The 23,834-nt window shown below is 68.3% G+C and carries 23 protein-coding genes; 18 read left to right on the forward strand and 5 right to left on the reverse strand.

Annotated features, from left to right (window positions below; all coding sequences use genetic code 11):
* The first annotated feature begins 236 nt into the window (after positions 1-236).
* Entirely contained in the window at positions 237-1,814 is a 1,578-nt protein-coding gene (locus tag FG99_RS16035; protein WP_043271557.1) for a glycoside hydrolase family 17 protein, read from the forward strand.
* A 1-nt stretch (position 1,815) separates the two neighbouring features.
* On the opposite strand, the gene FG99_RS16040 is transcribed toward FG99_RS16035, so the two are convergent.
* A complete protein-coding gene (locus tag FG99_RS16040) occupies positions 1,816-2,187 on the reverse strand; it encodes a hypothetical protein (protein ID WP_043271033.1) in 372 nt (123 codons plus the stop codon).
* A 171-nt stretch (positions 2,188-2,358) separates the two neighbouring features.
* Here FG99_RS16040 and FG99_RS16045 point away from each other — a divergent pair, with 171 nt between their 5' ends.
* The 4 genes from FG99_RS16045 (at position 2,359) to FG99_RS16060 (ending at position 6,100) form a co-directional block, all read left to right on the forward strand.
* Positions 2,359-2,844, forward strand: coding sequence for a GNAT family N-acetyltransferase (locus tag FG99_RS16045; RefSeq protein WP_043271035.1), 486 nt, complete (start codon positions 2,359-2,361; stop codon positions 2,842-2,844).
* A 110-nt stretch (positions 2,845-2,954) separates the two neighbouring features.
* On the forward strand, positions 2,955-4,301 hold the full coding sequence (locus FG99_RS16050) for an alpha/beta fold hydrolase family protein (protein ID WP_043271037.1): 1,347 nt from the start codon (positions 2,955-2,957) through the stop codon (positions 4,299-4,301).
* Positions 4,302-5,132, forward strand: a complete 831-nt coding sequence (locus FG99_RS16055; RefSeq protein ID WP_043271038.1) for an MlaA family lipoprotein — start codon at positions 4,302-4,304, stop codon at positions 5,130-5,132.
* 110 nt (positions 5,133-5,242) lie between these two features.
* Positions 5,243-6,100: a pirin family protein gene (locus tag FG99_RS16060; protein ID WP_043271040.1), complete on the forward strand. Its 858-nt coding sequence runs from the start codon at positions 5,243-5,245 to the stop codon at positions 6,098-6,100.
* A 230-nt stretch (positions 6,101-6,330) separates the two neighbouring features.
* Here FG99_RS16060 and FG99_RS16065 read toward each other — a convergent pair whose 3' ends face one another.
* Complete coding sequence (locus tag FG99_RS16065; protein ID WP_043271042.1) at positions 6,331-7,512, reverse strand: patatin-like phospholipase family protein; 1,182 nt, start codon at positions 7,510-7,512, stop codon at positions 6,331-6,333.
* Positions 7,513-7,584: 72 nt separating this feature from the next.
* Entirely contained in the window at positions 7,585-8,514 is a 930-nt protein-coding gene (locus FG99_RS16070) for a lipid A biosynthesis lauroyl acyltransferase (RefSeq protein WP_043271044.1), read from the reverse strand.
* A 158-nt stretch (positions 8,515-8,672) separates the two neighbouring features.
* Here FG99_RS16070 and minC point away from each other — a divergent pair, with 158 nt between their 5' ends.
* From minC to FG99_RS16100, 6 genes are all read left to right on the forward strand, one after another.
* Positions 8,673-9,542, forward strand: a complete 870-nt coding sequence (gene minC, locus FG99_RS16075) for a septum site-determining protein MinC (RefSeq protein WP_043271046.1) — start codon at positions 8,673-8,675, stop codon at positions 9,540-9,542.
* Positions 9,543-9,603: 61 nt separating this feature from the next.
* On the forward strand, positions 9,604-10,419 hold the full coding sequence (minD, locus tag FG99_RS16080; RefSeq protein ID WP_009620514.1) for a septum site-determining protein MinD: 816 nt from the start codon (positions 9,604-9,606) through the stop codon (positions 10,417-10,419).
* A complete protein-coding gene (gene minE, locus FG99_RS16085; protein WP_009620516.1) occupies positions 10,416-10,670 on the forward strand; it encodes a cell division topological specificity factor MinE in 255 nt (84 codons plus the stop codon). The genes minD and minE overlap by 4 nt, the downstream gene beginning before the upstream one ends.
* A gap of 66 nt (positions 10,671-10,736) precedes the next feature.
* Positions 10,737-11,372 (forward strand): RluA family pseudouridine synthase, encoded by a 636-nt coding sequence (locus FG99_RS16090; protein WP_043271048.1) that lies wholly within the window; start codon positions 10,737-10,739, stop codon positions 11,370-11,372.
* A 12-nt stretch (positions 11,373-11,384) separates the two neighbouring features.
* Positions 11,385-11,963: a class I SAM-dependent methyltransferase gene (locus tag FG99_RS16095; RefSeq protein ID WP_043271050.1), complete on the forward strand. Its 579-nt coding sequence runs from the start codon at positions 11,385-11,387 to the stop codon at positions 11,961-11,963.
* A 470-nt stretch (positions 11,964-12,433) separates the two neighbouring features.
* A complete protein-coding gene (locus FG99_RS16100; protein WP_043271052.1) occupies positions 12,434-13,723 on the forward strand; it encodes a M18 family aminopeptidase in 1,290 nt (429 codons plus the stop codon).
* A 323-nt stretch (positions 13,724-14,046) separates the two neighbouring features.
* Here FG99_RS16100 and FG99_RS16105 read toward each other — a convergent pair whose 3' ends face one another.
* Entirely contained in the window at positions 14,047-14,763 is a 717-nt protein-coding gene (locus FG99_RS16105; RefSeq protein WP_043271054.1) for a UTRA domain-containing protein, read from the reverse strand.
* Between the two features lie 349 nt (positions 14,764-15,112).
* On the opposite strand from FG99_RS16105, the gene FG99_RS16110 reads away from it, so the two are divergent.
* The 6 genes from FG99_RS16110 (at position 15,113) to FG99_RS16135 (ending at position 20,300) form a co-directional block, all read left to right on the forward strand.
* Positions 15,113-16,171, forward strand: a complete 1,059-nt coding sequence (locus FG99_RS16110; RefSeq protein WP_009620524.1) for an ABC transporter substrate-binding protein — start codon at positions 15,113-15,115, stop codon at positions 16,169-16,171.
* A 63-nt stretch (positions 16,172-16,234) separates the two neighbouring features.
* Positions 16,235-17,044 carry an alkaline phosphatase family protein gene (locus FG99_RS16115; RefSeq protein ID WP_043271056.1) on the forward strand — a complete coding sequence of 270 codons (810 nt, stop codon included), beginning with the start codon at positions 16,235-16,237 and terminating at the stop codon, positions 17,042-17,044.
* Positions 17,041-17,883 (forward strand): ABC transporter permease, encoded by an 843-nt coding sequence (locus tag FG99_RS16120; RefSeq protein ID WP_043271058.1) that lies wholly within the window; start codon positions 17,041-17,043, stop codon positions 17,881-17,883. The genes FG99_RS16115 and FG99_RS16120 overlap by 4 nt, the downstream gene beginning before the upstream one ends.
* A complete protein-coding gene (locus FG99_RS16125; RefSeq protein WP_043271060.1) occupies positions 17,867-18,655 on the forward strand; it encodes an ABC transporter permease in 789 nt (262 codons plus the stop codon). The genes FG99_RS16120 and FG99_RS16125 overlap by 17 nt, the downstream gene beginning before the upstream one ends.
* Positions 18,652-19,647 (forward strand): ABC transporter ATP-binding protein, encoded by a 996-nt coding sequence (locus FG99_RS16130; RefSeq protein ID WP_043271062.1) that lies wholly within the window; start codon positions 18,652-18,654, stop codon positions 19,645-19,647. Before FG99_RS16125 ends, FG99_RS16130 begins: the two co-directional genes overlap by 4 nt.
* A complete protein-coding gene (locus tag FG99_RS16135) occupies positions 19,647-20,300 on the forward strand; it encodes an HAD family hydrolase (RefSeq protein WP_043271064.1) in 654 nt (217 codons plus the stop codon). The genes FG99_RS16130 and FG99_RS16135 overlap by 1 nt, the downstream gene beginning before the upstream one ends.
* Before the next feature lie 241 nt (positions 20,301-20,541).
* On the opposite strand, the gene FG99_RS16140 is transcribed toward FG99_RS16135, so the two are convergent.
* Positions 20,542-21,504: an NAD(P)H-quinone oxidoreductase gene (locus FG99_RS16140; protein ID WP_043271066.1), complete on the reverse strand. Its 963-nt coding sequence runs from the start codon at positions 21,502-21,504 to the stop codon at positions 20,542-20,544.
* Positions 21,505-21,656: 152 nt separating this feature from the next.
* On the opposite strand from FG99_RS16140, the gene FG99_RS16145 reads away from it, so the two are divergent.
* Complete coding sequence (locus tag FG99_RS16145) at positions 21,657-23,738, forward strand: carboxy terminal-processing peptidase (protein WP_043271068.1); 2,082 nt, start codon at positions 21,657-21,659, stop codon at positions 23,736-23,738.
* Positions 23,739-23,834: the final 96 nt, after the last annotated feature.

The raw sequence follows: 23,834 nt of genomic DNA on the forward strand, positions 1-23,834 counted from the left end.
CCGGGACGGTCTTGGCCGCCCCTCCATCATCTGCGCGAGGGGCTGGCGGGCTGCTCCGAGAACGACGCGCAACCTGCCGGTACGCGACAACGACTGTCCAATTGCGACAACCACGGAGCATTTACGACATGCTCGTGTCCCCCACTGATGCCAGAGAGCCATCCCACGCTCGTCTGCACAGACGCCGGAGGCGGGGCATTGCTAAGATGCGCGACCTGCTCGAAAGCACCGCGCCCATGCCCAGATTCCAGCGCCATCCTTTTTCAGCCTACTGTCTCGGTCTGCTCCTGGCCACCCTTGCCCTCTGCGCCACCTGGTACCTGCAAGGCCGCGCCATCGTCCTGCCCGACGCGGCTGGCCCCACGCACAAGCTGCAGTGCGCCTCCTACAGCCCCTTCGGCAAGGACCAGTCGCCCTTCGACCAGCCCTTCACCCTGCGCCCGGCGCAGATGGACGCCGACCTGGCGCTGCTGGCGACGCGCTTCACCTGCGTGCGCACCTATTCCATGAGCGGCCTGGAGGGCATTCCCGAGCTGGCCCGCAAGCATGGCCTGAAGCTGATCCTCGGCGCCTGGATCAACGCCATCCCCGCCGACAGCGAGCGCGAGGTGCAGAAGCTGATAGCGGCGGCCAACGCCTACCCCGACGTGGTCCAGGCGGTAATCGTCGGCAACGAGACGCTGCTGCGCCAGGAGGTCACCAGCAAGTACCTCGAAGGCCTGCTGGCGCGGGTGAAAAGCCAGGTGCGCCAGCCGGTGTCCTACGCCGAGGTCTGGGAATACTGGCTCAAGCACCCGCAATTGGCGGCCAGCGTCGACTTCATCACCCTGCACCTGCTGCCCTACTGGGACAACCAGCCCAGCGGCATCGACGGCGCCCTGGAGCACGTCGCGGACATCCGCCAGCGCTTCGACCAGGCCTTCCCCGGCAAGGCCATCCTGATCGGCGAGACCGGCTGGCCCAGCGAGGGCCGCCAGCGCCAGACCGCCCTGCCCAGCCGCGTCAACGAGGCGCGCTACATCCGCGATTTCGTGCGCCTGGCCGAGGAACACGGCTGGCGCTACAACCTGATCGAGGCCTTCGACCAGCCGTGGAAGCGCCGCATCGAAGGCGCCGTGGGCGGCTACTGGGGCCTGTTCGACGCCGACCGGCAGGACAAGAACGTGCTCGCCGGGCCGGTTTCCAACCAGCCGGACTGGCCGCGCTGGCTGGCCTTGTCGCTGGCGCTGTGGGGCGCCGCGCTGCTGCTCGGCGGCCGCCCGGCCCACGCCCGTGACGCCCTGCTGCAGCCACTGGCCGCCGCCCTCGGCGCCGCCTGCGTCGGCCTGTGGGGCGCCCAGGCCCAGGTGATCTGCACCTTTCTCGACGAATGGCTGTGGGCGACCTACCTGGTGCTGCTCAACCTGTTGGTGCTGGCACACCTCTCCCTGGCGCTGGGCGCCGGGGCCGGTTGGCGCGCGCGCCTGCTGGCCTGGCTGGAAGCCCGCGGCGGCTGGTGGCTGCTGGCCAGCGGCTTCGCCGGCGCGGTGTGGATGCTGGCCCTGGTGTTCGACGCGCGCTACCGCAACTTCCCCAATGCGGCGCTGCTGTTCCCGGCGCTGGTCTACCTCTGCCGGCCAACGACCGCGCCGCGCCGCGAGGCCGGCCTGCTGGCGCTGCTGATCGCCGCGGGCATCGTCCCGCAACTCGTGCTGGAAGGGCTGGGCAACCGCCAGGCGCTGATCTGGGCGGGGATCGCCCTGCTGCTCGCCGGCGCCCTGTGGCGCGGCCTGCGCCAGGAAAGGTGCGTGACCGCCGCAGCCTCGACCGCCTGACTCAGGCCCGCGCCGGGCGCGGCTGGCGCACCAGGCGCAGCCCGGCCAGCACCACGGCGAACACCGCCATGCTCACGCTGTAGAACACCAGCGCCAGCAGGCCGACGAACAGCGCCAGGGCCGCCAGCCACCAGCCGATGCGCCCCGGCAGCAGAAAGGCCGGCACGGACGCCGCCAACGCCGCCTGGCCGAACACCCCGAAATGGATCAGCAGGCCCAGCCCGGAGCGCGCCTGGCACGCCCATAGCGCCGCATCGTCGGCGCACACGTCCACCCAGCTGCCGTTTTCCAGCAGGCCGAAGCGCACGCCATAGCAGGCGGCCAGCCAGAGGGCGGCGAGGCAGAGCAGGATCAGCGATGAACGTGGGGGCATGGCGCCACTTCCGCGGGCGAAGGGCGCCCAGCATAACCAGCGCGGGGGCCGATGCAAGAGGCACAGGCCCCCTGGCGTGGGCGGCTGCAGCCGTTGCGCATAACCCACCGCCGAGGTTGCCAGCGCCGGTCCGGCACGGCATGCTCGGCGGTCCGCTTCAAGGAGATCGCCATGTCCCGCATCCAGCTGCGCCCCGCCCGCCCCGACGATGTCCCGCTGATTCTCGAACTGATCGCCGAGCTGGCCGAGTACGAACGCCTGTCCCACGAGAACAAGGCCGACGCCGGGCGCATGCATGAGCACCTGTTCGGCCCGCGCCCCTACGCCGAGGTGCTGATCGGCGAGGTGGACGGCGTCGGCGCCGGCTTCGCGCTGTTCTTCCACAACTACTCCACCTGGCTGAGCCAGCCCGGCATCTACCTCGAAGACCTCTACGTGCGCCCCAGCGCCCGTGGCCTGGGCCTGGGCAAGGCGCTGCTGAGCGAACTGGCGCGCCTGGCGGTGGAACGCAAGTGCGGGCGCCTGGAGTGGTCGGTGCTGGACTGGAACGAACCGGCCATCGGCTTCTACCGCAGCCTGGGCGCCGTGCCCCTGGACGAATGGACCGTCTACCGCCTGGCCGGCGATGCCCTCGCCCGCCTCGGCCGGCGCGACTGAACGACCACCCTGGAGGATTCCGGACGCGTCCTACAGCACTTGTAGAACTTGCACTTGTCACAGTGCTCGGTTTCACTGCATTTCGCGTCCTACTGAAAGGAATCCACCGCATGCCTCTGCTTACGCGCGTGGCTGCCCTGCTCGGCAGCCTCGTCATGGGCTTCGCAGGTCCGGCGCTCGCCAGGGATGTCGACCCGGCCAGTTACGGCTACCCCCTGGGCAACCCCTTCGAAGCGACCATCGCCACCACCCCGGCGGAGCTGCGCCCGCAGTTGCCGGACGATGCCGACATCGACCAGCACGACTACGCCCTCAAGCTGCGTCCGGAGCGCGAGTTCCAGCTGCCGGACAACTTCTGGCCGGTGAAGAAGCTGCACTACCGCCTGGCCCGCCAGGACCACCCCGCGCCGCTGGTGTTCGTCATCGCCGGCACCGGCGCCAGCTACCTCAGCAGCACCCCGGAGTACCTCAAGCGCCTGTTCTACGGCGCCGGCTACCACGTGGTGCAGATTTCCTCGCCGACCAGTTGGGACTTCATGGCCGGCGCCTCGATGCGCGCCACCCCCGGCTACAGCCCCGACGACGCCGACGACCTGTACCGGGTGATGCAGGCGGTGCGCGCCCAGCACCCGAGCCTGCCGGTCACCGGCTACTACCTCACCGGCTACAGCCTCGGCGCGCTGCACGCGGCCTTCGTCAGCCACCTCGACGAAACCCGCCGCAGCTTCAACTTCAAGCGCGTGCTGCTGCTCAACCCGCCGGTGAACCTCTACACCTCGGTGAGCAACCTCGACCGCCTGGTGCAGACCCAGGTCAAAGGCATCACCGACTCCAGGACCTACTACCAGCTGGTGCTCGGCAAGCTGACGCGCTACTTCCAGCAGAAGGGCTACATCGACCTCAACGATGCCTTCCTCTACGACTTCCAGCACTCCAGGCAGCACCTGACCAACGAAGAGATGGCCATGCTGATCGGCACGAGCTTCCGCTTCTCGTCCGCCGACATCGCCTTCACCTCGGACCTGATCAACCAGCGCGGGCTGGTCACCCCGCCGCACTACCCGATCAACGAGGGCACCAGCCTGGAACCCTTCTTCAAGCGCGCGCTGCAATGCGACTTCGACTGCTACATGGTCGAACAGCTGATCCCCATGTGGCGCAAGCGCCATGGCGGCGGCAGCCTGCCGCAGCTGATCCAGCAGACCAGCCTGTACGCCCTGCAGCAGTACCTGCACGACAGCCCGAAGATCGCCGTGATGCACAACGCCGACGACGTCATCCTCGGCCCCGGCGACATCGGCTTCCTGCGCCGCACCTTCGGCGACCGGCTGACGCTGTACCCGCTGGGCGGCCATTGCGGCAACCTCAACTACCGGGTCAACGCCCAGGACATGCTGGACTTCTTCCGCGGCCAGGACGCCACGCTGCAGGCCGCCGCCGACACAGGAAAGCGCTAGATGACCCGCCGATCCCCCTGGCTGCTGGCCCTGCTGCTGGGCAGCGCGCTGGCCCACGCCGACAACGCCTCCGACCTCGGCCCGGCGCCCGCCGTGCCGCCCTCGGCCGCCAGGCAGGTGCAGCTGACGCCCGACGCCGACGGCTTCAAGCACCCGCTGGACGCGCTAAAGTTCAACCCCGGCCTGGACCAGCGCGAGTTCGAACGCGCCACCCTCAGCGCGCTCAACGTCTACGACCCCTGGGAGTCGTGGAACCGCCGCGTCTACCACTTCAACTACCGCTTCGACGAGTGGGTGTTCCTGCCCGTGGTGCACGGCTACGAGTACGTCACCCCGCGCTTCGTGCGCAGCGGCGTGAGCAACTTCTTCAGCAACATCGCCGAGGTGCCGAGCCTGCTCAACAGCCTGCTGCAGTTCAAGGGCAAGCGGGCCATGAACACCACCGCGCGGCTGCTGTTCAACACCACCTTCGGCGTGCTCGGCCTGTGGGACCCGGCCACCCGCATGGGCCTGCCGCGGCAACCCGAGGACTTCGGCCAGACCCTCGGCTTCTACGGCGTGCCCGCCGGCCCCTACCTGATGCTGCCGATCCTCGGCCCGTCCAACCTGCGCGACACCGGCGGGCTGGTCACCGACTTCGTCGCCGGCCAGCAGGTGGACTACCTGGGCGTGGCCAGCGCCAGCGGCGACTACTGGGAAATCCCCACCCTGGAGATCATCGACCGGCGCTACAGCAACAGCTTCCGCTACGGGCAGATGAACACGCCCTTCGAGTACGAGAAGCTGCGCTACTTCTATACCGAGGCGCGCAAGCTGCAGATCGGCGAATGAGTGGGCGGGCCGAATATCGACAAATTCGATATTCGGCCCGCAAAACTCGCAACCATTCATTCAATCGGCGGGACTACCATGGCCTCCATGCCTGAACGAGGAGGTCCACCATGACCCAGTTGCGCAACCTGATCGACCTGCACATCGGCCGCCCCGCCTCCGACGGCGCCGGCGTGCGCCTGACCCGCGTGATCGGCGGCCCGGGCATCGAACGCTTCGATCCCTTCCTGATGCTCGACCAGTTCGACACGCAGAACCCCGACGACTACATCGGCGGCTTCCCCGACCACCCGCACCGCGGCTTCGAGACAGTGACCTACATGCTCGAAGGACGCATGCGCCACCGCGACCACCTGGGCAACGAGGGCCTGCTCAAGCCCGGCGGCGTGCAGTGGATGACCGCCGCCCACGGCATCATCCACAGCGAGATGCCCGAGCAGGAGCAAGGCGCCATGCGCGGCTTCCAGCTGTGGCTGAACCTGCCCGGCAAGAGCAAGCTCGGCCCGACCGGCTACCGCGACATCGAGCCGCAAGACGTACCGCGCACCACCACCGCCAACGGCGTGGAAGCGACCGTGATCGCCGGGCGCTTCGACGACGGCCAGGTGCAACTCGACGGCGCCGTGCAGCGCCCGGACACCGAACCGCACTACTACGACCTGAAGCTGCCGGCCGGCGCCGACATCGGCATCCATCTGCCGAGCAGCCACCGCGCGCTGCTGTACATCTACGAAGGCAGCCTGCAGGTGCAGGCCGAGCGCGGCGGCGAAGTCGGCACCAACCGCCTGGCGCGCCTGGGCGAAGGCGACGCGGTGAAGCTGCACAGCGACACGGGCGCGCGAGTCCTGCTGCTGGCCGGCAAGCCGCTGAACGAGCCGATCGTGCAGTACGGGCCCTTCGTGATGAACACCCGCGAGGAGATCGAACAGGCCCTGCGCGATTACCGGGACGGCGTGCTGGCGGTCTGAGCCGCCGGCGTCGCGGCCCTGCCCGCGAAATCGCGCGCAGGGCGCGCCCACATGGATACGGCGAGGGTGAGGCAGCGTAGGAGCGGATCTTATCCGCGAATCGCGCCGATGGTTTCGGCTATCGCGGACAAGGTCCGCTACGGGGGAGGAATACCGCGCCCCCGGCAACCTGTAGGAGCGGGCCCTGCCCGCGATTTCGCGCGCAGGGCGCGCTCCTACGCTGCCCCACCCTACAGGCAATGCTCCTCCAGCCCAAGAAAGCGCACCAGCTCCGCGCGCTTGTCCATCGCATCCTTGTAGCCCAGGCGGATCAGCTCGTGGCAATAGCCGCGCTCGAACAACAGGTAGCTCAACACCCCCGCCCCGCTCGCCCGCGTTGCGCCCGGGCCGCGCAGGAACAGGCGCACCGCCCAGGGCAGTTCCTTGCGGTGCTTGGCCGCGATCTCGTCCAGCGGCCGCGACGGCGACACCAGCAGCACTTCCACCTCGCGCAGCCCGGCCTCGTGGCAGCGGCGCTCCTGGGGCACCAGCGAGCCCAGGTAATTGACACGCTGCAGCACCTCGATATCGCCCTCCAGGCTATCGATGAAGGTGCTGTTGAGCAGGTGGATGCCCATCTGCGCCAGGGTCGGCGGCCGCCCGCTGGCCTGGCCGGCGCCTTCGTTGGGGTCGTTGCGCATCGGGTTGCCGCTGACGCCGATCACCAGCACGCGGTTGGCGCCCAGGTGCAGTGCCGGGCTGATCGGCGCCTGCTGGCGCACCGCGCCATCGCCGTAGTACTCGCGCTTGATGCGCACGGGGGCGAACAGCAGCGGGATCGCCGAGCTGGCCAGCAGGTGCTCCAGGCACAGCCGCGTCGGCACGCCGATGCGCCGGTGGCGCAGCCAGGGCTCGATGGTGGCGCGGCCCTGGTAGAAGGTCACCGCCTGCCCGGAGTCATAGCCGAAGGCGGTCACCGCCACCGCGCGCAGCTTGCGTTGCTGCAGGGCGGCGCTGATGCCGGAAAAGTCCATCTCGCGGGCCAGCAGGTGGCGCAGCGGCGTGCTGTCGAGCAGCGCCACCGGCCGCCGCCGGCCCAGGCCCAGCAGGCTATGGCCGAGGAAGCGCAGGGCCTGGCCGAGCACCCCGGTGAAATCGGCGCGGTACACCTGGCCGGTGTGGAAGCCCTTCCACACCCGCGTCAGGCTGTGGATGGCCTCGCGGAAGGACAGCGCGCCGCAGGCCAGGCCCACGGCGTTGATGGCGCCGGCCGAGGTGCCGACGATGACCGGGAAGGGATTGGCCGCGCCCTCCGGCAGCAGCTCGGCGATGGCCGCCAGCACGCCCACCTGGTAGGCGGCGCGGGCGCCGCCGCCGGAGAGGATGAGGCCGGTGACGGCCTGGGGGGATGGGGGAACGGCAGATTCAGTCACGACCGGAGTCCTGGATGCGTCCTGCATTTGAGTATGCAGCGCCGCTCGCCGCGGTAAAGCCTGCCGCCGCGCTCAGCGCTTGTCGTAGAGCTTCGGCGCGCCTTCCGGGCGGCTCTTGAAACGGCGGTGGGCCCAGAGGTACTGCTCGGGCTGCTGGCGGATCTCGGCTTCCACCCACTGGTTGATGCGCAGGCAGTCGGCCTCCTCGCTCTCGCCGGGGAAGTCCTGCAGCGGCGGGTGCACCACCAGGCGGTAGCCGGAACCGTCGGCCAGGCGCGTCTGGGTGAAGGGCATGACCTGCGCGCGGCCCAGGCGGGCGAACTTGGTGGTGGCGGTGACGGTGGCGGCCTGGATGCCGAACAGCGGCACGAACAGGCTCTGCTTGGCGCCGTAGTCCTGGTCCGGGGCGTACCAGATGGCGCGCCCGGCGCGCAGCACCTTGAGCATGGCACGCACGTCCTCGCGCTCGATGGCGCTGGCGTCCAGGTTGTGCCGCTCGCGGCCGCGGCGCTGCACGTAGTCGAACACCGGGTTGTCGTGCTCGCGGTACATGCCGTCGATGGTCTGCACCTGGCCCAGCAGCGCCGCGCCTATCTCCAGGGTGGTGAAGTGCATGGCCATGAGGATCACGCCCTTGCCTTCGGCCTGGGCCTGGCGCAGGTGCTCCAGGCCTTCTATATGGGCGAGCTTCGCCAGGCGCGCCCGGGGCCACCACCAGCTCATGGCCATCTCGAAGAAGGCGATGCCGGTGGAGGCGAAGTTGGCCTTGAGCAGCCGGATGCGCTCGGCGGCGGACAGCTCGGGGAAGCACAGCTCCAGGTTGCGCGCGGCGATCGCCCGGCGGCTGCCGACCACGCGGTACATCAGCGCGCCCAGGCCGCGCCCCAGCGCCAGCAGCGCCGGATAGGGCAGCTGCACCACCAGCCACAGCGCGCCCAGGCCCAGCCACAGCGGCCAGTAGCGCGGATGGAGGAAGGCGGGACGAAAGCTGGGACGATCCATGGAGGGTTCCGAAATGACGGGCAAAGGCGGCATTCTACCGCGAGCGCCGCCTTTGCGCCGCCGCCCCGGTGCCACTATCGCACCTGGCCCCGCGCCAGGCTTGCGGCTGCCGGGAGGGTTCGCTATAAGTCGAGGCCATTTAGCGATGCAGTGCGACCATGAGCCAAGCCGACCTCCTCGACCAAGATCCCGTTTTCCAGCTCAAGGGCAGCATGCTCGCCGTCACCGTGCTGGAACTGGCGCACAACGACCTGTCGCGCCTGGACCGTCAGCTCGCCGACAAGGTCGCCCAGGCTCCCAACTTCTTCCGCGACACCCCGCTGGTGCTGGCCCTGGACAAGCTCCCCGACGGCGAGGGCCAGCTCGACCTGCAGGGCGTGCTGGACATCTGCCGCCGCCACGGCCTGCGCACCCTGGCCATCCGCGCCAACCGCGAGGAAGACCTGCGCCTGGCGACCATGCTGGACATCCCGGTGCTGCCGCCCTCCGGCTCCCGCGACCGTCCGCTGGAACCCAGGGACGCCGTCGCCGCCCCGGCGAACGAAGGCATAGTGCGCCGCCCGCGCAGCGAGAAGCTGGCCGAACCGGTGGTCGAAAAAGCCATCGACAAGACCAGCGACAAGACGACGGACAAGGCGCCTGAAAAAACCCCTGAAAAGACCTCTGAAAAGGCCGCCGAACCCGCCGCCCCGGCCGTCCGTCCGACTAAACTGGTGACCACCCCGGTACGCGGCGGCGTGCAGATCTACGCCGCCGGCGGCGACCTCATCGTGCTCGCCCCCGTGAGCCCCGGTGCGGAACTTCTGGCCGACGGCAACATCCACGTATACGGTCCGATGCGCGGTCGTGCCCTGGCCGGCGTCAAGGGCGACACCAGCGCGCGAATCTTCTGTCAGCAACTGGGCGCCGAACTGGTCTCGATCGCCGGGAATTACAAGGTGGCAGAAGACCTTAGGCGCAGTCCGCAATGGGGGCAGGCGGTACACGTCAGCCTGTCGGGAGACGTGTTGAACATCACCCGCCTTTAACGGATACTGCCGCGAATTTCAGGGACCAGAACTCTTCGTTTTTTCTTTGGGGTGAATCACCTTGGCCAAGATCCTCGTAGTCACATCCGGTAAGGGTGGCGTCGGTAAAACCACCACCAGCGCCGCCATCGGCACCGGCCTGGCCCTGCGCGGCCACAAGACCGTCATCGTCGACTTCGACGTGGGCCTGCGTAACCTCGACCTGATCATGGGCTGCGAACGCCGCGTGGTTTATGACTTCGTCAACGTCATCAACGGCGAAGCCACGCTGACCCAGGCCCTCATCAAGGACAAGCGCCTCGAGAACCTGTTCGTCCTGGCCGCCAGCCAGACCCGTGACAAGGACGCCCTGACCCAGGAAGGCGTCGGCAAGGTCATGGAAGAACTCAAGCAGAACTTCGAATACATCATCTGCGACTCCCCGGCCGGCATCGAGAAGGGTGCCCACCTGGCCATGTACTTCGCCGACGAGGCGATAGTCGTGACCAACCCGGAAGTCTCCTCGGTGCGCGACTCCGACCGCATGCTCGGCCTGCTGGCCAGCAAGTCGGCGCGTTCCGAGAAGGGCGAGGAGCCGATCAAGGAACACCTGCTGCTGACCCGCTACAACCCCGAGCGCGTCACCAAGGGCGAGATGCTCGGCGTGGAAGACGTCGAGGAAATCCTGGCGATCCGCCTGCTGGGCGTGATCCCCGAGTCGCAGGCCGTGCTCAAGGCCTCGAACCAGGGCGTGCCGGTCATCCTCGACGAGCAGAGCGACGCCGGCCAGGCCTACAGCGACGCGGTCGACCGCCTGCTGGGCAAAGAGATGCCACATCGGTTCCTCGATGTGCAGAAGAAAGGATTCCTGCAACGACTGTTCGGAGGACGTGAATGAGCCTTTTAGACTTCTTTCGCAGCCGGAAAGCGCCGAACAGCGCGTCCATCGCGAAGGAAAGACTCCAGATCATAGTCGCCCACGAGCGCGGCAACCGTTCGCAACCGGATTACCTCCCGCAGCTGCAGAAAGACCTGCTGGAAGTGATCCGCAAATACGTGCCGATCGACCAGGAACAGGTCCAGGTGGAACTGGCCAACCAGGGCAGCTGCTCGATCCTGGAACTCAACATCACTCTGCCGGAACGTTGATCGTTCCCGGAGTGAACTGCGGCGGCCTCGGCCGCCGCAGTCATTTCTAGCCGCTGTCGAGGCCCCATGCCGCTGTCGAACATCCAGATCGTCCACCAGGACGCCGCCCTGCTGGTGGTGAACAAGCCCACCCTGCTGCTCTCGGTGCCCGGCCGCGCCGAGGACAACAAGGACTGCCTGGTCACCCGCTTGCAGGAAAACGGCTACCCGGAGGCACGCATCGTCCACCGCCTGGACTGGGAAACCTCCGGCCTGATGGTGCTGGCCCGCGACCCCGACAGCCACCGCGAGCTATCCCGGCAGTTCCACGACCGCGAGACCGAAAAGGCCTACACCGCCCTGTGCTGGGGCGAACCGGAGCTGGACAGCGGGCGCATCGAACTGCCGCTGCGCTACGACCCGGAGAACAAGCCGCGGCACATCGTCGACCACGAACACGGCCGCCACGCCCTGACCTTCTGGCGCGTGGTGGAACGCTGCGGCCAGTACGCAAGAGTCGAGCTGACGCCGATCACCGGCCGCTCGCACCAGCTACGCGTACACATGCTGTCCATCGGCCACCCGCTGCTCGGCGACCGCCTCTACGCCGAAGGCGAAGCCCTGGCCCTGCGCGACCGCCTGTGCCTGCACGCCAGCCTGCTGTGCCTGACCCACCCGCAGACCGGCGAACGCCTGCGCTTCGAGTCGCCGGCGCCGTTCTGAGCGGGAACCGCCATGGACCGGCAAGACTTCCACCAGGCAACCCGCGGCGCCCCGCCCCATCCGTCGCTGATGCAAGCGCTGGAGTATTGGCACTGCGCGCCCGGCCTGGCCCTGGACCTGGGTTGCGGCTCGGGACGCGACACCCATGAGCTGCTGCGCCAGGGTTGGCGGGTGCTGGCGATCGACAGCAATGCCGCCGGCCTGCGTCACCTGACGGAAGGTTTATCCACAGGCCAGGCCGAACGCCTGCGAACCCGCTGCGAACGCTTCCAGGACACCGCCCTGCCCAACGCGCAGCTGATCAACAGCAGCTTCGCCCTGCCCTTCTGCCCGCCCGCCGATTTTCCGCGCCTGTGGCAAAGCATCGAGGCTGCCCTGCAGCGTGGCGGGCTGTTCGCCGGGCACTTCTTCGGCGAGCGCGACCAGTGGCAGGGGCGCGACGGCATGAGCTTCCACACCCGCAAAGCCGCGCAAGCCCTTTTACAGGGCTGGGAAACGCTGCGCTTCGAAGAACACGAGTGGCAAGGCAAGACAGCCGTCGGAGGCATCAAGCACTGGCATATCTTCGCCGTGGTGGCACGACGCCCGTAGGAGCGGACCTTGTCCGCGAAAGCCGGACATCCCGGCGCGTTTCGCGGATGAGATCCGCCGCCCCACCCGCACCATTCCCCTGTAGGAGCGCGCCCTGCGCGCGAATCGCGGGCAGGGCCCGCTCCTACAGGTCGCCGTGAGGCGTGGCACTCTCCCCCAAGGAGCGGACCTTGTCCGCGATAGCCGGAGGTTCCGGCGCGATTCGCGGATGTGATCCGCTCCTACAGGTCGCCGGGGGCACGGTGTTCCTCCCCCGTAGGAGCGGACCTTGTCCGCGATAGCCGGACGTCCCGGCGCGTTTCGCGGATGAGATCCGCTACGCCGCCCCACCCACACCATTCCCCTGTAGGAGCGCGCCCTGCGCGCGAATCGCGGACGGAGTCCGCGATGAATCCCCGCCGGCATAGCCACAACCCCGCCGCCCCCGCCATTTGCGATAAACTTCCGCCCATCGTTGTCCGGAGTTTCCCATGCGTGCAGATCTCAACCAGGGCCTGATCGATTTCCTCGCGGCCTCGCCGACGCCTTTCCACGCCACCGCCAGCCTCGCCCGGCGCCTCGAGGAGGCCGGTTACCAGCGCCTCGACGAGCGCGACGCCTGGCGCACCGAGGCCGGCGGGCGCTACTACGTGACGCGCAACGACTCCTCGCTGATCGCCTTCAAGCTCGGCCGCAACGCCCCGCTGGAGCACGGCCTGCGCCTGGTCGGCGCGCACACCGACAGCCCCTGCCTGCGCGTCAAGCCGAACCCGGAACTGGCCCGCAAGGGCTACTGGCAACTGGGCGTCGAGGTCTACGGCGGCGCGCTGTTCGCCCCCTGGTTCGACCGCGACCTGTCCCTGGCCGGGCGCGTCACCTTCCGCCTGGCCGGCAAGGTGGAAAGCCGCCTGATCGACTTCCGCGCGCCCATCGCGGTGATCCCCAACCTGGCCATCCACCTCAACCGCGAGGCCAACATGGGCTGGGCGATCAACGCCCAGACCGAACTGCCGCCGATCCTCGCCCAACTGGCCGCCGGCGAGACCCGCGACTTCCGCGACCTGCTCGGCGAACAGCTGCAGAACGAGCACGGCATCATCGCCGACGCCATCCTCGACTACGAACTGAGCTTCTACGACACCCAGCGCGCCGCGGTGGTGGGCCTGGGCGGCGAGTTCATCGCCGGCGCCCGCCTGGACAACCTGCTGTCCTGCTACGCCGGCCTGGAGGCCCTGCTGGCCAGCGGCGACGAGCAGAGCGCGGTGCTGGTCTGCACCGACCACGAGGAAGTCGGCTCCTGCTCGGCCTGCGGCGCCGACGGCCCCTTCCTGGAGCAGGTGCTGCGCCGCCTGCTGCCCGACGGCGACGCCTTCGTACGGGTGATCCAGCGCTCGCTGCTGGTCTCCGCCGACAACGCCCACGGCGTGCACCCCAACTACGCCGACAAGCACGACGGCAACCACGGCCCGCTGCTCAACGGCGGCCCGGTGATCAAGGTCAACAGCAACCAGCGCTACGCCACCAGCAGCGAGACCGCCGGCTACTTCCGCCACCTGTGCCTGGAAAACGAAGTGCCGGTGCAGAGCTTCGTGACCCGCAGCGACATGGGCTGCGGCTCCACCATCGGCCCGATCACCGCCAGCCAGCTGGGCGTGCGCACCGTCGACATCGGCCTGCCGACCTTCGCCATGCACAGCATCCGCGAACTGGCCGGCAGCCACGACCTGCGCTACCTGGCCAAGGTGCTGGGGGCGTTCTACGGCAGTGCCGAGCTGCCTTGAGGCTGCGGCTTTTCGTAGGAGCGAGCTTGCTCGCGAACGGCGTTTCCCGGGCACTCCGATGTTCGGGGTGGCCTCTGTTCCCTCTCCCTAACCCTCTCCCTGAAGGGAGAGGGGACCGTTGGGCAGGGTTTGATGTTATGGCGTTAGCCGGCTAGCGCAGTGGCTTCCGGCGGAAACCATCACCTTTCTCGGCACGGACAAGCCCCCTCTCCCTTCAGGGCGGGGCGCGCAGCCGAGGGCTGGGGAGAGGGGGCGAAGGTCAACCAAACGCACGAAGGCCCGGGTTCGCGAGCAAGCTCGCTCCTACGAAGAGCCCCACGCCCTCAATCCGGCACTTCCACGCTCACATGAATGGCATCGTGCCGCCAGAACTCCAGGTCGCAGTCGATCACCCGGCCGTGCTGGTCGCGGTTGATGCGGGTGATGCGCAGCGCCGGGCTGCCTTCGGCCACCCGCAGGGCGCTGGCGGCTTCACCGTGCAGGGCGGTGGGCACCATGTCGAAGCGCACGCGGCCGTAGCGGATGTCGTAGCGGCTGGCGTAGAGATCGGTCAGCGACTGGCGCAGGTCGTTGTCGAGGATGCCGGGGAAGTAGGCCGGGTTCAGGTAGTGCTCCACGTACAGCACCAGGCGCCCGTCCACCCGCCGTGCGCGGCGGATCTGGTAGACGCTGGACAGCGCCGGCAGCTCCAGGTGCGCGCAGATCGCCGGGCTGGCCGGCAGTTGGCGCGCCGACAGCACCTCGGTGGCCGGCACCCGCTGCTGGCCGGCGACCATCGCGTGGAAGTGGCTGCGCACCAGCGGGTTGTACAGCAGCCGCGGCGGCGAGACGAACCAGCCGCGGCGCTCCTCGCGGTAGATCAGGCCCTGGGCCTCCAGCTGCGTCAGCGCCTCGCGCAGGGTGATGCGCGTGGTGTCGAACAGCTCGCTCAGGCGCCGCTCCGCTGGCAGCTTGCCGCCGGCCGGCAGCAGGCCGCTGTCGATCTGTTCCAGCAGCGCCCGGCAGATCGCCGTCACCGTCGGTAGCGCCTCGTCGCGCATGCTGTTTCCCTCTTTTGGACTAGACCAGCCCCAACCTGGGGCACTTCACCGCAACCGGCGGCAGCTTCCACTGTAGGAATCGCCGGTGACCGTCCTGTGACAATGCCATGGCAAGCAGGCCCCATGCCAGCTCCCGGGCCCGGCATAGCCCCGGCGCATCAAGGTCTTGTGCATGGTCTAGGCTGTATCCGGGCGCTGCCTGCCGAACGACCGGCCGCCGCCCGGACACGAAATTGTCATGCCCGCTTCGTAGATTGGCCTGGGTCTTGCTGATCTAGACCAGCGATGCGCCGCGCCCTCGCCGGGGCGCGGGCCCGACTGCCAAACCCGATGACCGAAGGAGCACCGAATGAAACGCTTGCTTGCTTCACTGCTGGGAACCGCGATTGCCCTGGGCAGCGCGACCGCCATGGCCGCCGAGGCCGACCTGCAGGCGCTGGAACAGGCCGCGCGCAAGGAAGGCCAGGTGAACAGCGTGGGCATGCCCGACAGCTGGGCGAACTGGAAGGACACCTGGAAGGACCTGGAGAGCAAGTACGGGCTCAAGCACATGGACACCGACATGAGCTCGGCCCAGGAGCTGGCCAAGTTCAAGGCCGAGGGCGAGAACGCCAGCGCCGACATCGGCGACGTCGGCGCCGCCTTCGGCCCCATCGCCGTGCAACAGGACGTCAGCCAGCCCTACAAGCCGAGCACCTGGGACCAGGTCCCGGACTGGGCCAGGGACAAGGACGGCCACTGGGCCCTGGCCTACACCGGGACCATCGCCTTCATCGTCAACAAGCAACTGGTCAAGGACGTGCCACGCAGCTGGGCCGACCTGCTCAAGGGCAAGTACAAGGTCACCATCGGCGACGTCAGCAGCGCGGCCCAGGCGGTCAACGGCGTGCTGGCCGCGGCCATCGCCAACGGCGGCGACGAGAAGAACATCAAGCCGGGCCTGGAGTTCTTCGCCCAGTTGGCCAAGCAGGGCCGCCTGTCACTGACCAACCCGGTGATCAACACCCTGGAGAAGGGCGAGGTGGAAGTCGGCATCGTCTGGGACTTCAACGGCCTGAGCTACCGCGACCAGATCGACCCCAGCCGTTTCGAGGTGCTGATCCCCTCCGACGGCTCGGTGATCTCCGGCTACACCACCATCATCAACAAGTACGCCAAGCACCCCAACGCCGCCAAGCTGGCCCGCGAGTACATCTTCAGCGACGCCGGGCAGATCAACCTGGCCAAGGGCAACGCCCGGCCGATCCGCGCCGAGCACCTGCAGCTGCCGGCCGAGGTCAAGGCCAAGCTGCTGCCCAACGAGCAGTACGCCAAGGCCCAGCCGATCAAGGACGGCCAGGCCTGGGAAGCGACCTCCAAGCGCCTGCCGCGCATGTGGCAGGAAAACGTGATCATCAACATGCAGTAACGCGGCGCCGCCCCGGCCACGGCTGGGGCGCCCGTCCCGGTTTCCCCGACACAGGCAGCTACGATGTCCCGTCCCGTCATCCTGGTCATTCTCGACGGCCTCAACTACGGCGTCGCCCATGACTGCATGGGCCACCTGCAGGCACTCTGCAACGCCGGCCGCGGCCGCCTCTACCGCCTGCAGTGCGAGCTGCCGTCGCTGTCGCGGCCGCTCTACGAATGCCTGCTCACCGGCGTCGCGCCCATCGACAGCGGCATCCTGCACAACCAGGTGTCGCGCCTGTCGAAGGAGCGCAGCCTGTTCCACTACGCCCGCGACGCCGGCCTGAGCACCGCGGCGGCGGCCTACCACTGGGTCAGCGAGCTGTACAACCGCTCGCCCTTCGATGCGGCCCGCGACCGCCACACCGAGGACGCGGCGCTGCCGATCCAGTTCGGCCACTTCTACTGGACCGACCACTACCCCGACTCGCACCTGCTGGCCGACGCCGAGCACCTGCGCCGCCGCCACAAGCCCGACGTGCTGCTGGCGCACCCGATGAACATCGACGACGCCGGCCACCGCCACGGCCTGAACAGCGCCCAGTACCGCAACGCCGCGCGCCAGGCCGACGCGCTGCTCTCGGAATACCTGCACCAGTGGCTGGCCGCCGGCTACCAGGTGATGGTCACCGCCGACCACGGCATGAACGACGACCATACCCACGGCGGCATCCTCCCCGAGGAACGCGAGGTGCCGCTGTTCGTCTTCGGCGAGGCCTTCAGCCTCGACGACCAGGTGCGCCCGCGCCAGGTCGAGCTGTGCGGCAGCCTCTGCGAAATCCTCGGCGCGCCCCACGACAAGCCGGTCTGCCAAGGGCTGCTGCGGCCATGAGCGCGAACCGCGGAAAGCGCCTGGCCCTGCTCTGCCTGCTGCCCTTCGCGCTGTTCTTCTTCGCCTTCCAGATTGCCCCGCTGCTGTGGGTGGCGATCAACAGCCTGCGCAGCGAGGACGCCTGGGGCCTGGGCAACTTCGCCGAGATATTCGCCTCGCCCTTCTACCGGCAAGCGATCCGCTACAGCCTGGAGATTTCCCTGTGGTCGAGCCTGATCGGCCTGGCCATCGCCGTGCTCGGCAGCTATTCGCTGCGCCAGGTGGACAGCCGCCTGCGCGACTTCGTCATGGCCTTCGCCAACATGACCAGCAACTTCGCCGGGGTGCCGCTGGCCTTCGCCTTCATCATCATCCTCGGCTTCAACGGCGCCATCACCCTGCTGCTCAAGCAGGCCGGGCTGATCGAAGACTTCAACCTCTATTCCAAGACCGGCCTGATCATCCTCTACACCTACTTCCAGATTCCCCTGGGGGTGATGCTGCTCTACCCGGCCTTCGACGCCCTGCGCGAGGACTGGCGCGAATCGGCGGCGCTGCTGGGCGCCAACCACTGGCAGTTCTGGCGGCACATCGGCATCCCGGTGCTGACGCCGGCGCTGCTGGGCACCTTCGTCATCCTCCTGGCCAACGCCCTGGGCGCCTACGCCACCGTCTACTCGCTGACCACCGGCAACTTCAACGTGGTGCCGATCCGCATCGCCGGCCTGGTCTCCGGCGACGTCTTCCTCGACCCGAACATGGCCAGCGCCCTGGCGATGATCCTGGTCGGGCTGATGACCGTCATCACCCTGGCCCACCAGTGGCTGCTGCGGCGGAGCTACCATGTCCAGAAACGCTAGCCCGCTGTACCACCGGCTGGTGGTCTGGGCCCTGTTCCTGATCCTGCTGCTGCCGCTGGCCGCCACCCTGCTCTACTCCCTGGCCACCCAGTGGTCGGCCAGCGTGCTGCCCGACGGCCTGACGCTGAAGTGGTACCTGGCGCTGTGGACCGACCCGCGCTTCCTCACCGCCTTCGGCCAGTCGCTGCTGGTGTGCTGCGGCGCGCTGCTGCTGAGCGTGCTGCTGATCCTGCCGCTGATGTTCGTGGTGCACTACCACTTCCCGCGCCTGGACGCGCTGATGAATGTGCTCATCCTGCTGCCCTTCGCGGTGCCGCCGGTGGTCTCCTCGGTGGGCCTGCTGCAGCTGTATGCCGCAGGCCCCCTGCCGCTGACCGGCACGCCCTGGATCCTCATCGGCTGCTACTTCACCATCGCCCTGCCGTTCATGTACCGGGCCATCGGCAACAACCTGCAGGCGATCAACCTGCACGACCTGATGGACGCCGCCCAGCTACTGGGCGCCAGCACCTGGCAGGCGGCCCTGCTGGTGGTGCTGCCGAACCTGCGCAAGGGCCTGATGGTGGCGCTGTTCCTGTCCTTCAGCTTCCTCATCGGCGAGTTCGTCTTCGCCAACCTGCTGGTCGGCACCCGCTACGAGACGCTGCAGGTCTTCCTCAACAACATGCGCAACAGCAGCGGCCACTACACCAGCGCGGTGGTGGTCTCCTACTTCCTCTTCATCCTGCTGCTGACCTGGGCCGCCAACCGCCTGAACAAGGACCGCACATGAGCTTCCTCAGCGTCGAACGCCTGGACAAGAGCTTCGGGGACACCCAGGTCTTCCAGGACATCGACTTCGCCGCCCGGCGCGGCGAGTTCGTCACCCTGCTCGGCCCCAGCGGCTGCGGCAAGTCCACCCTGCTGCGCTGCATCGCCGGGCTCACCGCGGTGGACAGCGGGCGCATCCTGGTCGACGGCCAGGACCTGGTGCCGCTGCCGCCGCAGAAGCGCGGCATCGCCATGGTGTTCCAGAGCTACGCGCTGTTCCCCAACATGACCGTGCAGCAGAACGTCGCCTTCGGCCTGCGCATGCACAAGGTGCCGGCCGCGGAGGCCGCCAGCCGGGTGGCCGAGGTGCTGGAGATGGTCGAGCTGGGCCAGTACGCCGCGCGCTACCCGCACCAGCTCTCCGGCGGCCAGTGCCAGCGCGTGGCCCTGGCCCGCTCGCTGGTCACCCGCCCGCGCCTGCTGCTGCTCGACGAGCCGCTGTCGGCGCTGGACGCGCGCATCCGCAAGCACCTGCGCGAGCAGATCCGGCGCATCCAGCAGGAGCTGCAGCTGACCACGGTGTTCGTCACCCACGACCAGGAGGAGGCGCTGACGCTGTCCGACCGCATCGTGCTGATGAACGCCGGGCGCATCGTCCAGAGCGGCGACGCGGAAACCCTCTACACCGCGCCGGCCGACGCCTTCGCCGCCGGCTTCATCGGCAACTACAACCTGCTCGACGCCGAGCAGGCCGGCCGCCTGCTCGGCCGGCCCTTCACCGGGCAGGTGGCGATCCGCCCGGAATCCCTGCGCCTGAGCCTGGACGCGGGCGACGGCATCGCCGCCCAAGTGCTGTCCCACAGCCTGCTGGGCAACGTCATCCGTTACCGGGTGCGGGCCAACGGCGTCGAACTCACGGTGGACGTGCTCAACCGCAGCGCGGAACGTCTCTATCCGGCCGGCAGCCAACTGGCGCTGGCGATCGATCATGAAAGCATCCGGGAGGTGGCCTGATGGCCCTGGTGATCTTCGACCTTGACGAAACCCTCATCGACGGCGACTGCGCCAGCCTGTGGAGCCGGCGCATGGCCGAGCTGGGCTGGGTCGACGGCGAATCCTTCATCCGCCGCGATACCGAGCTGATGGCGCGCTACGCCCTGGGCGAACTGTCGATGGAGGCCTACATGGCCTTCAGCCTGGAGCCCATGGCCGGGCGCAGCGTCGAGGAAGTGGAGCGGGAGGTGGAGGCCTACGTCGAGGACGTCATCGAACCGCTGATCTACAACGACGCCTGCCGCACCCTGGCCCGCCACCGCGCCGCCGGCGACAGCCCACTGGTGATCTCCGCCTCCGGCGTGCACCTGGTGCAGCCGATCGCCGAGCGCATCGGTATCCAGGACGTCCTGGCCATCGACCTGGAGGTAGTGGACGGCCACTACACCGGCCGCACCCAGGGCGTGCTGACCTACCGCGACGGCAAGATCATCCGCCTGCTCGACTGGCTGGGTGGCGACGAAAACCCGCTGGCCGCCGCGCACTTCTATTCCGACTCGCGCAACGACCTGCCGCTGCTGCACCGCGTCGGCAACCCGCACACGGTCAACCCCGACCCGGTGCTGCGCGCCGAGGCGGAAAAACACGGCTGGGAAATCCTCGCCTGGCGCTGAGCCCACCAGGAAACGCCATTCCCCTGTAGGAGCGCGCCCTGCGCGCGAAAGCGCGGGCAGGGCCCGCTACCCACCGGCAAACACGACGCCGCGTAGGATGGTGTTGAGCGAAGCGATACCCATCACCGATGGCCGCATGGGTTTCGCCAAGGCTCAACCCATCCTACGAAGAGCGCCTCGGCGCAGCCGGCAAGACAGTTGCGCCTACAGATTCAGGACAAACACCGTGCGGAACCGCCCGTCAGGCCAGGCTCTCGTCGACCAGCAGCACCACCTTGCCCTGCACCTGGTTGCTGGCCAGGGCCTCGAAGGCCTGCTCGGCGTCCTTGGCGGCGAACTGGCGTTCCAGCCGCGGCTGCAGCTGGCCGCTGGCGAACAGCGGCCAGACGCGGGTGCCCAGCTCGGCGATCAGTTGCGCCTTGAAGTCGGCGTCGCGGCTGCGCAGCGTCGAGCCGGTCAGCTGGATGCGCTTGCCCAGCAGCAGCGCCAGGTCCAGCTCGGCCTTGCGCCCGCCCATCAGGCCGATGACCACCCAGCGGCCGTCCTGGCGCAGCACCTGCAGGTTGAGCGCCGCGTAGTTGGCGCCCACCGGATCGAGGATCACGTCGAAGGGTGCGAAATCGCGCAGCGATTCCAGCCCCTCGCCGCGCAGAACGCCGCCCTCGGCGCCCAAGGCCTCGCAGTAGGCCAGGCGGTCGGCGGAGCCGACGCTGACCCAACAGGGGCTGCCGAAGGCCTTGCACAGTTGGATGGCGGCCGAGCCCACGCCGCTGGCGCCGGCGTGCAGCAGGACCTTCTCGCCCGGCTGCAGGCCCGCCAGCTGGAACAGGTTGAGCCAGGCCGTGGCGTACACCTCCGGCAATCCCGCCGCCTCGGCCAGCGACAGGCCGGTGGGCACCGGCAGCACGTGGCGGGCGTCGACCACCACATCCTCGGCCATGCCGCCGCCGGCCAGCAGCGCGCAGACGCGGTCGCCCACCTGCCAGGTGGCGCCGGCGCCCACTTCGCTGATCACCCCGGCGCATTCCAGGCCGAGCACGTCGCTGGCCCCCGGCGGCGGCGGGTAGAGCCCGGCGCGCTGCAGCAGGTCGGCGCGGTTGAGTCCGGCCGCGGCCACGCGGATGCGCACCTGCCCCGCCCCGCAGGTCGGCGCGGCGCGCTCGGCCCACTCCACCCGCCCTTCGATACCTTGCAATGCGTTCACGCTACCTCCATAGTGCTTGCACGGCCCGCACCACGTCGGTCGGGCCTTCCTCTTCGCTCGTCGCGCCAGAGCCCAATCTCGACAAGCTTGGAACCCGGCGACGCCAGATACGGCCTAATATGCGTCATAACTCCGCACCCAGTCGATTAAGCATGAAGCGATTTCTGCCCCGCACCGCCCTGCTGTTGGTCCTCGGCGCCAGCGCCCTGTCCTCGTTCGCCGCGCCCTCCGCCGGCCAGAACTCCTGGGACGGCCTGCAGCCGGACCGTGACCAGGTGATCGCCAGCCTCAACATCGTCGAGCTGCTCAAGCGCCATCACTACAGCAAGCCGCCGCTCAACGACGACCGTTCGGCGAAGATCTACGACGCCTACATCAAGGCCCTGGACCCGTCGCGGATGTACTTCACCGCCGGCGACATCGCCCAGTTCGCGCCCTGGCGCACCCAGTTCGACGACTTCCTCAAGAGCGGCGAGCTGGACCCCGGCTTCACCATCTACAAGCGTCACCTGGACCGCCTCAAGGAGCGCCTGGACTTCGCCCTGGCGATGCTCGGCAAGGGCGTCGACAAGATCGACTTCAAGGTCGACGAGAGCCTGACCATCGACCGCGAGAACGCGCCCTGGGCCAAGAACGGCGCCGAGCTCGACGACCTCTGGCGCAAGAAGGTCAAGGACGAGGTCCTGCGCCTGAAGATCGCCGGCAAGGACGACAAGGCCATCCAGGAACAGCTGACCAAGCGCTACAAGAACCAGCTGATGCGCCTGGAGCAGACGCGCAGCGAAGACATCTTCCAGGCCTACATCAACGCCTTCGCGCAGACCTACGACCCGCACACCCAGTACCTGTCGCCGGACAGCGCGGAAAACTTCGACATCAACATGAGCCTCTCCCTGGAGGGCATCGGCGCGGTGCTGCAGAGCGACAACGACTACGTCAAGGTCGTGCGCCTGGTGCCGGCGGGCCCGGCGGAGAAGAGCAAGCAGATCGCCACCTCGGACAAGATCATCGGCGTCGCCCAGGGCAAGGGCGAGATGGTCGACGTGGTCGGCTGGCGCCTGGACGAGGTGGTCAAGCTGATCCGCGGGCCGAAAGGCTCGCAGGTGCGCCTGGAAGTCATCCCGGCGAGCAACGCGCCGAACGACCAGACCAGCAAGATCGTCACCATCACCCGCGAGGCGGTGAAGCTCGAAGACCAGGCGGCGAAGAAGTCGGAAATCACCCTCGACCACGACGGCCGCAACTACAAGCTCGGCGTGATCGACGTGCCGGCCTTCTACCTGGACTTCAAGGCCTACCGCGCCGGCGACCCGAACTACAAGAGCACCACGCGCGACGTGAAGAAGCTCATCGGCGAGCTGCAGAAGGACAAGGTCGACGGCATCGTCATCGACCTGCGCAACAACGGCGGCGGCTCCCTGCAGGAAGCCACCGAGCTGACCGGCCTGTTCATCGACCAGGGCCCGACCGTGCTGGTGCGCAACAGCGACGGCCGCGTCGACGTGCTCAACGATGACGAGGGCAAGGCCTTCTACACCGGGCCGATGACCGTGCTGGTCAACCGCCTGTCCGCTTCGGCCTCGGAAATCTTCGCCGGCGCCATGCAGGACTACCACCGCGCGCTCATCGTCGGCGGCCAGACCTTTGGCAAGGGCACCGTGCAGACCATCCAGCCGCTCAACCACGGCGAGCTGAAGCTGACCCTGGCCAAGTTCTACCGCGTCTCCGGGCAGAGCACCCAGCACCAAGGCGTGATCCCGGACATCGCCTACCCGTCCATCGTCGACGACAAGGAAATCGGCGAGAGCGCCCTGCCCGACTCCATGCCCTGGGACACCATCCGCCCGGTGCTGTCGGCGCAGAGCGACCCCTTCAAGCCGTTCCTCGACCAGCTGAAGACCCAGCACGACGCGCGCACCGCGAACAATGCCGACTTCGTCTACGCCCGCCAGCGCCTGGCCCTGGCCCAGGAACTGATGAAGGAGAAGACCGTCAGCCTGAACGAGGCCAAGCGCCGCGCCCAGCAGAGCAGCATCGAGGGCCGCCAACTGGCCATGGAAAACGCACTGCGCAAATCCAAGGGCCAGGAGCCGCTGAAGGAGCTCAAGCAGGAGGACGACAACGCCCTGCCGGACGACGACAAGACCAAGCCGCAGGACGACGCCTACCTCACCGAGTCCGGGCACATCCTGCTGGACTACCTGACGCTCAGCTCGGCGCTGGCCAAGCACTGAAAGAGCGGAGTCGTCACGAAACAGTCATGACTCAGTAGTGAAATGCGCAAGGGCCGGGAGACCGGCCCTTCGTCTTTTCACCCACAGAGAACCGTC

The sequence above is a fragment of the Pseudomonas sp. AAC genome (assembly GCF_000725445.1).
Taxonomy (GTDB): Bacteria; Pseudomonadota; Gammaproteobacteria; order Pseudomonadales; family Pseudomonadaceae; genus Pseudomonas; species Pseudomonas citronellolis.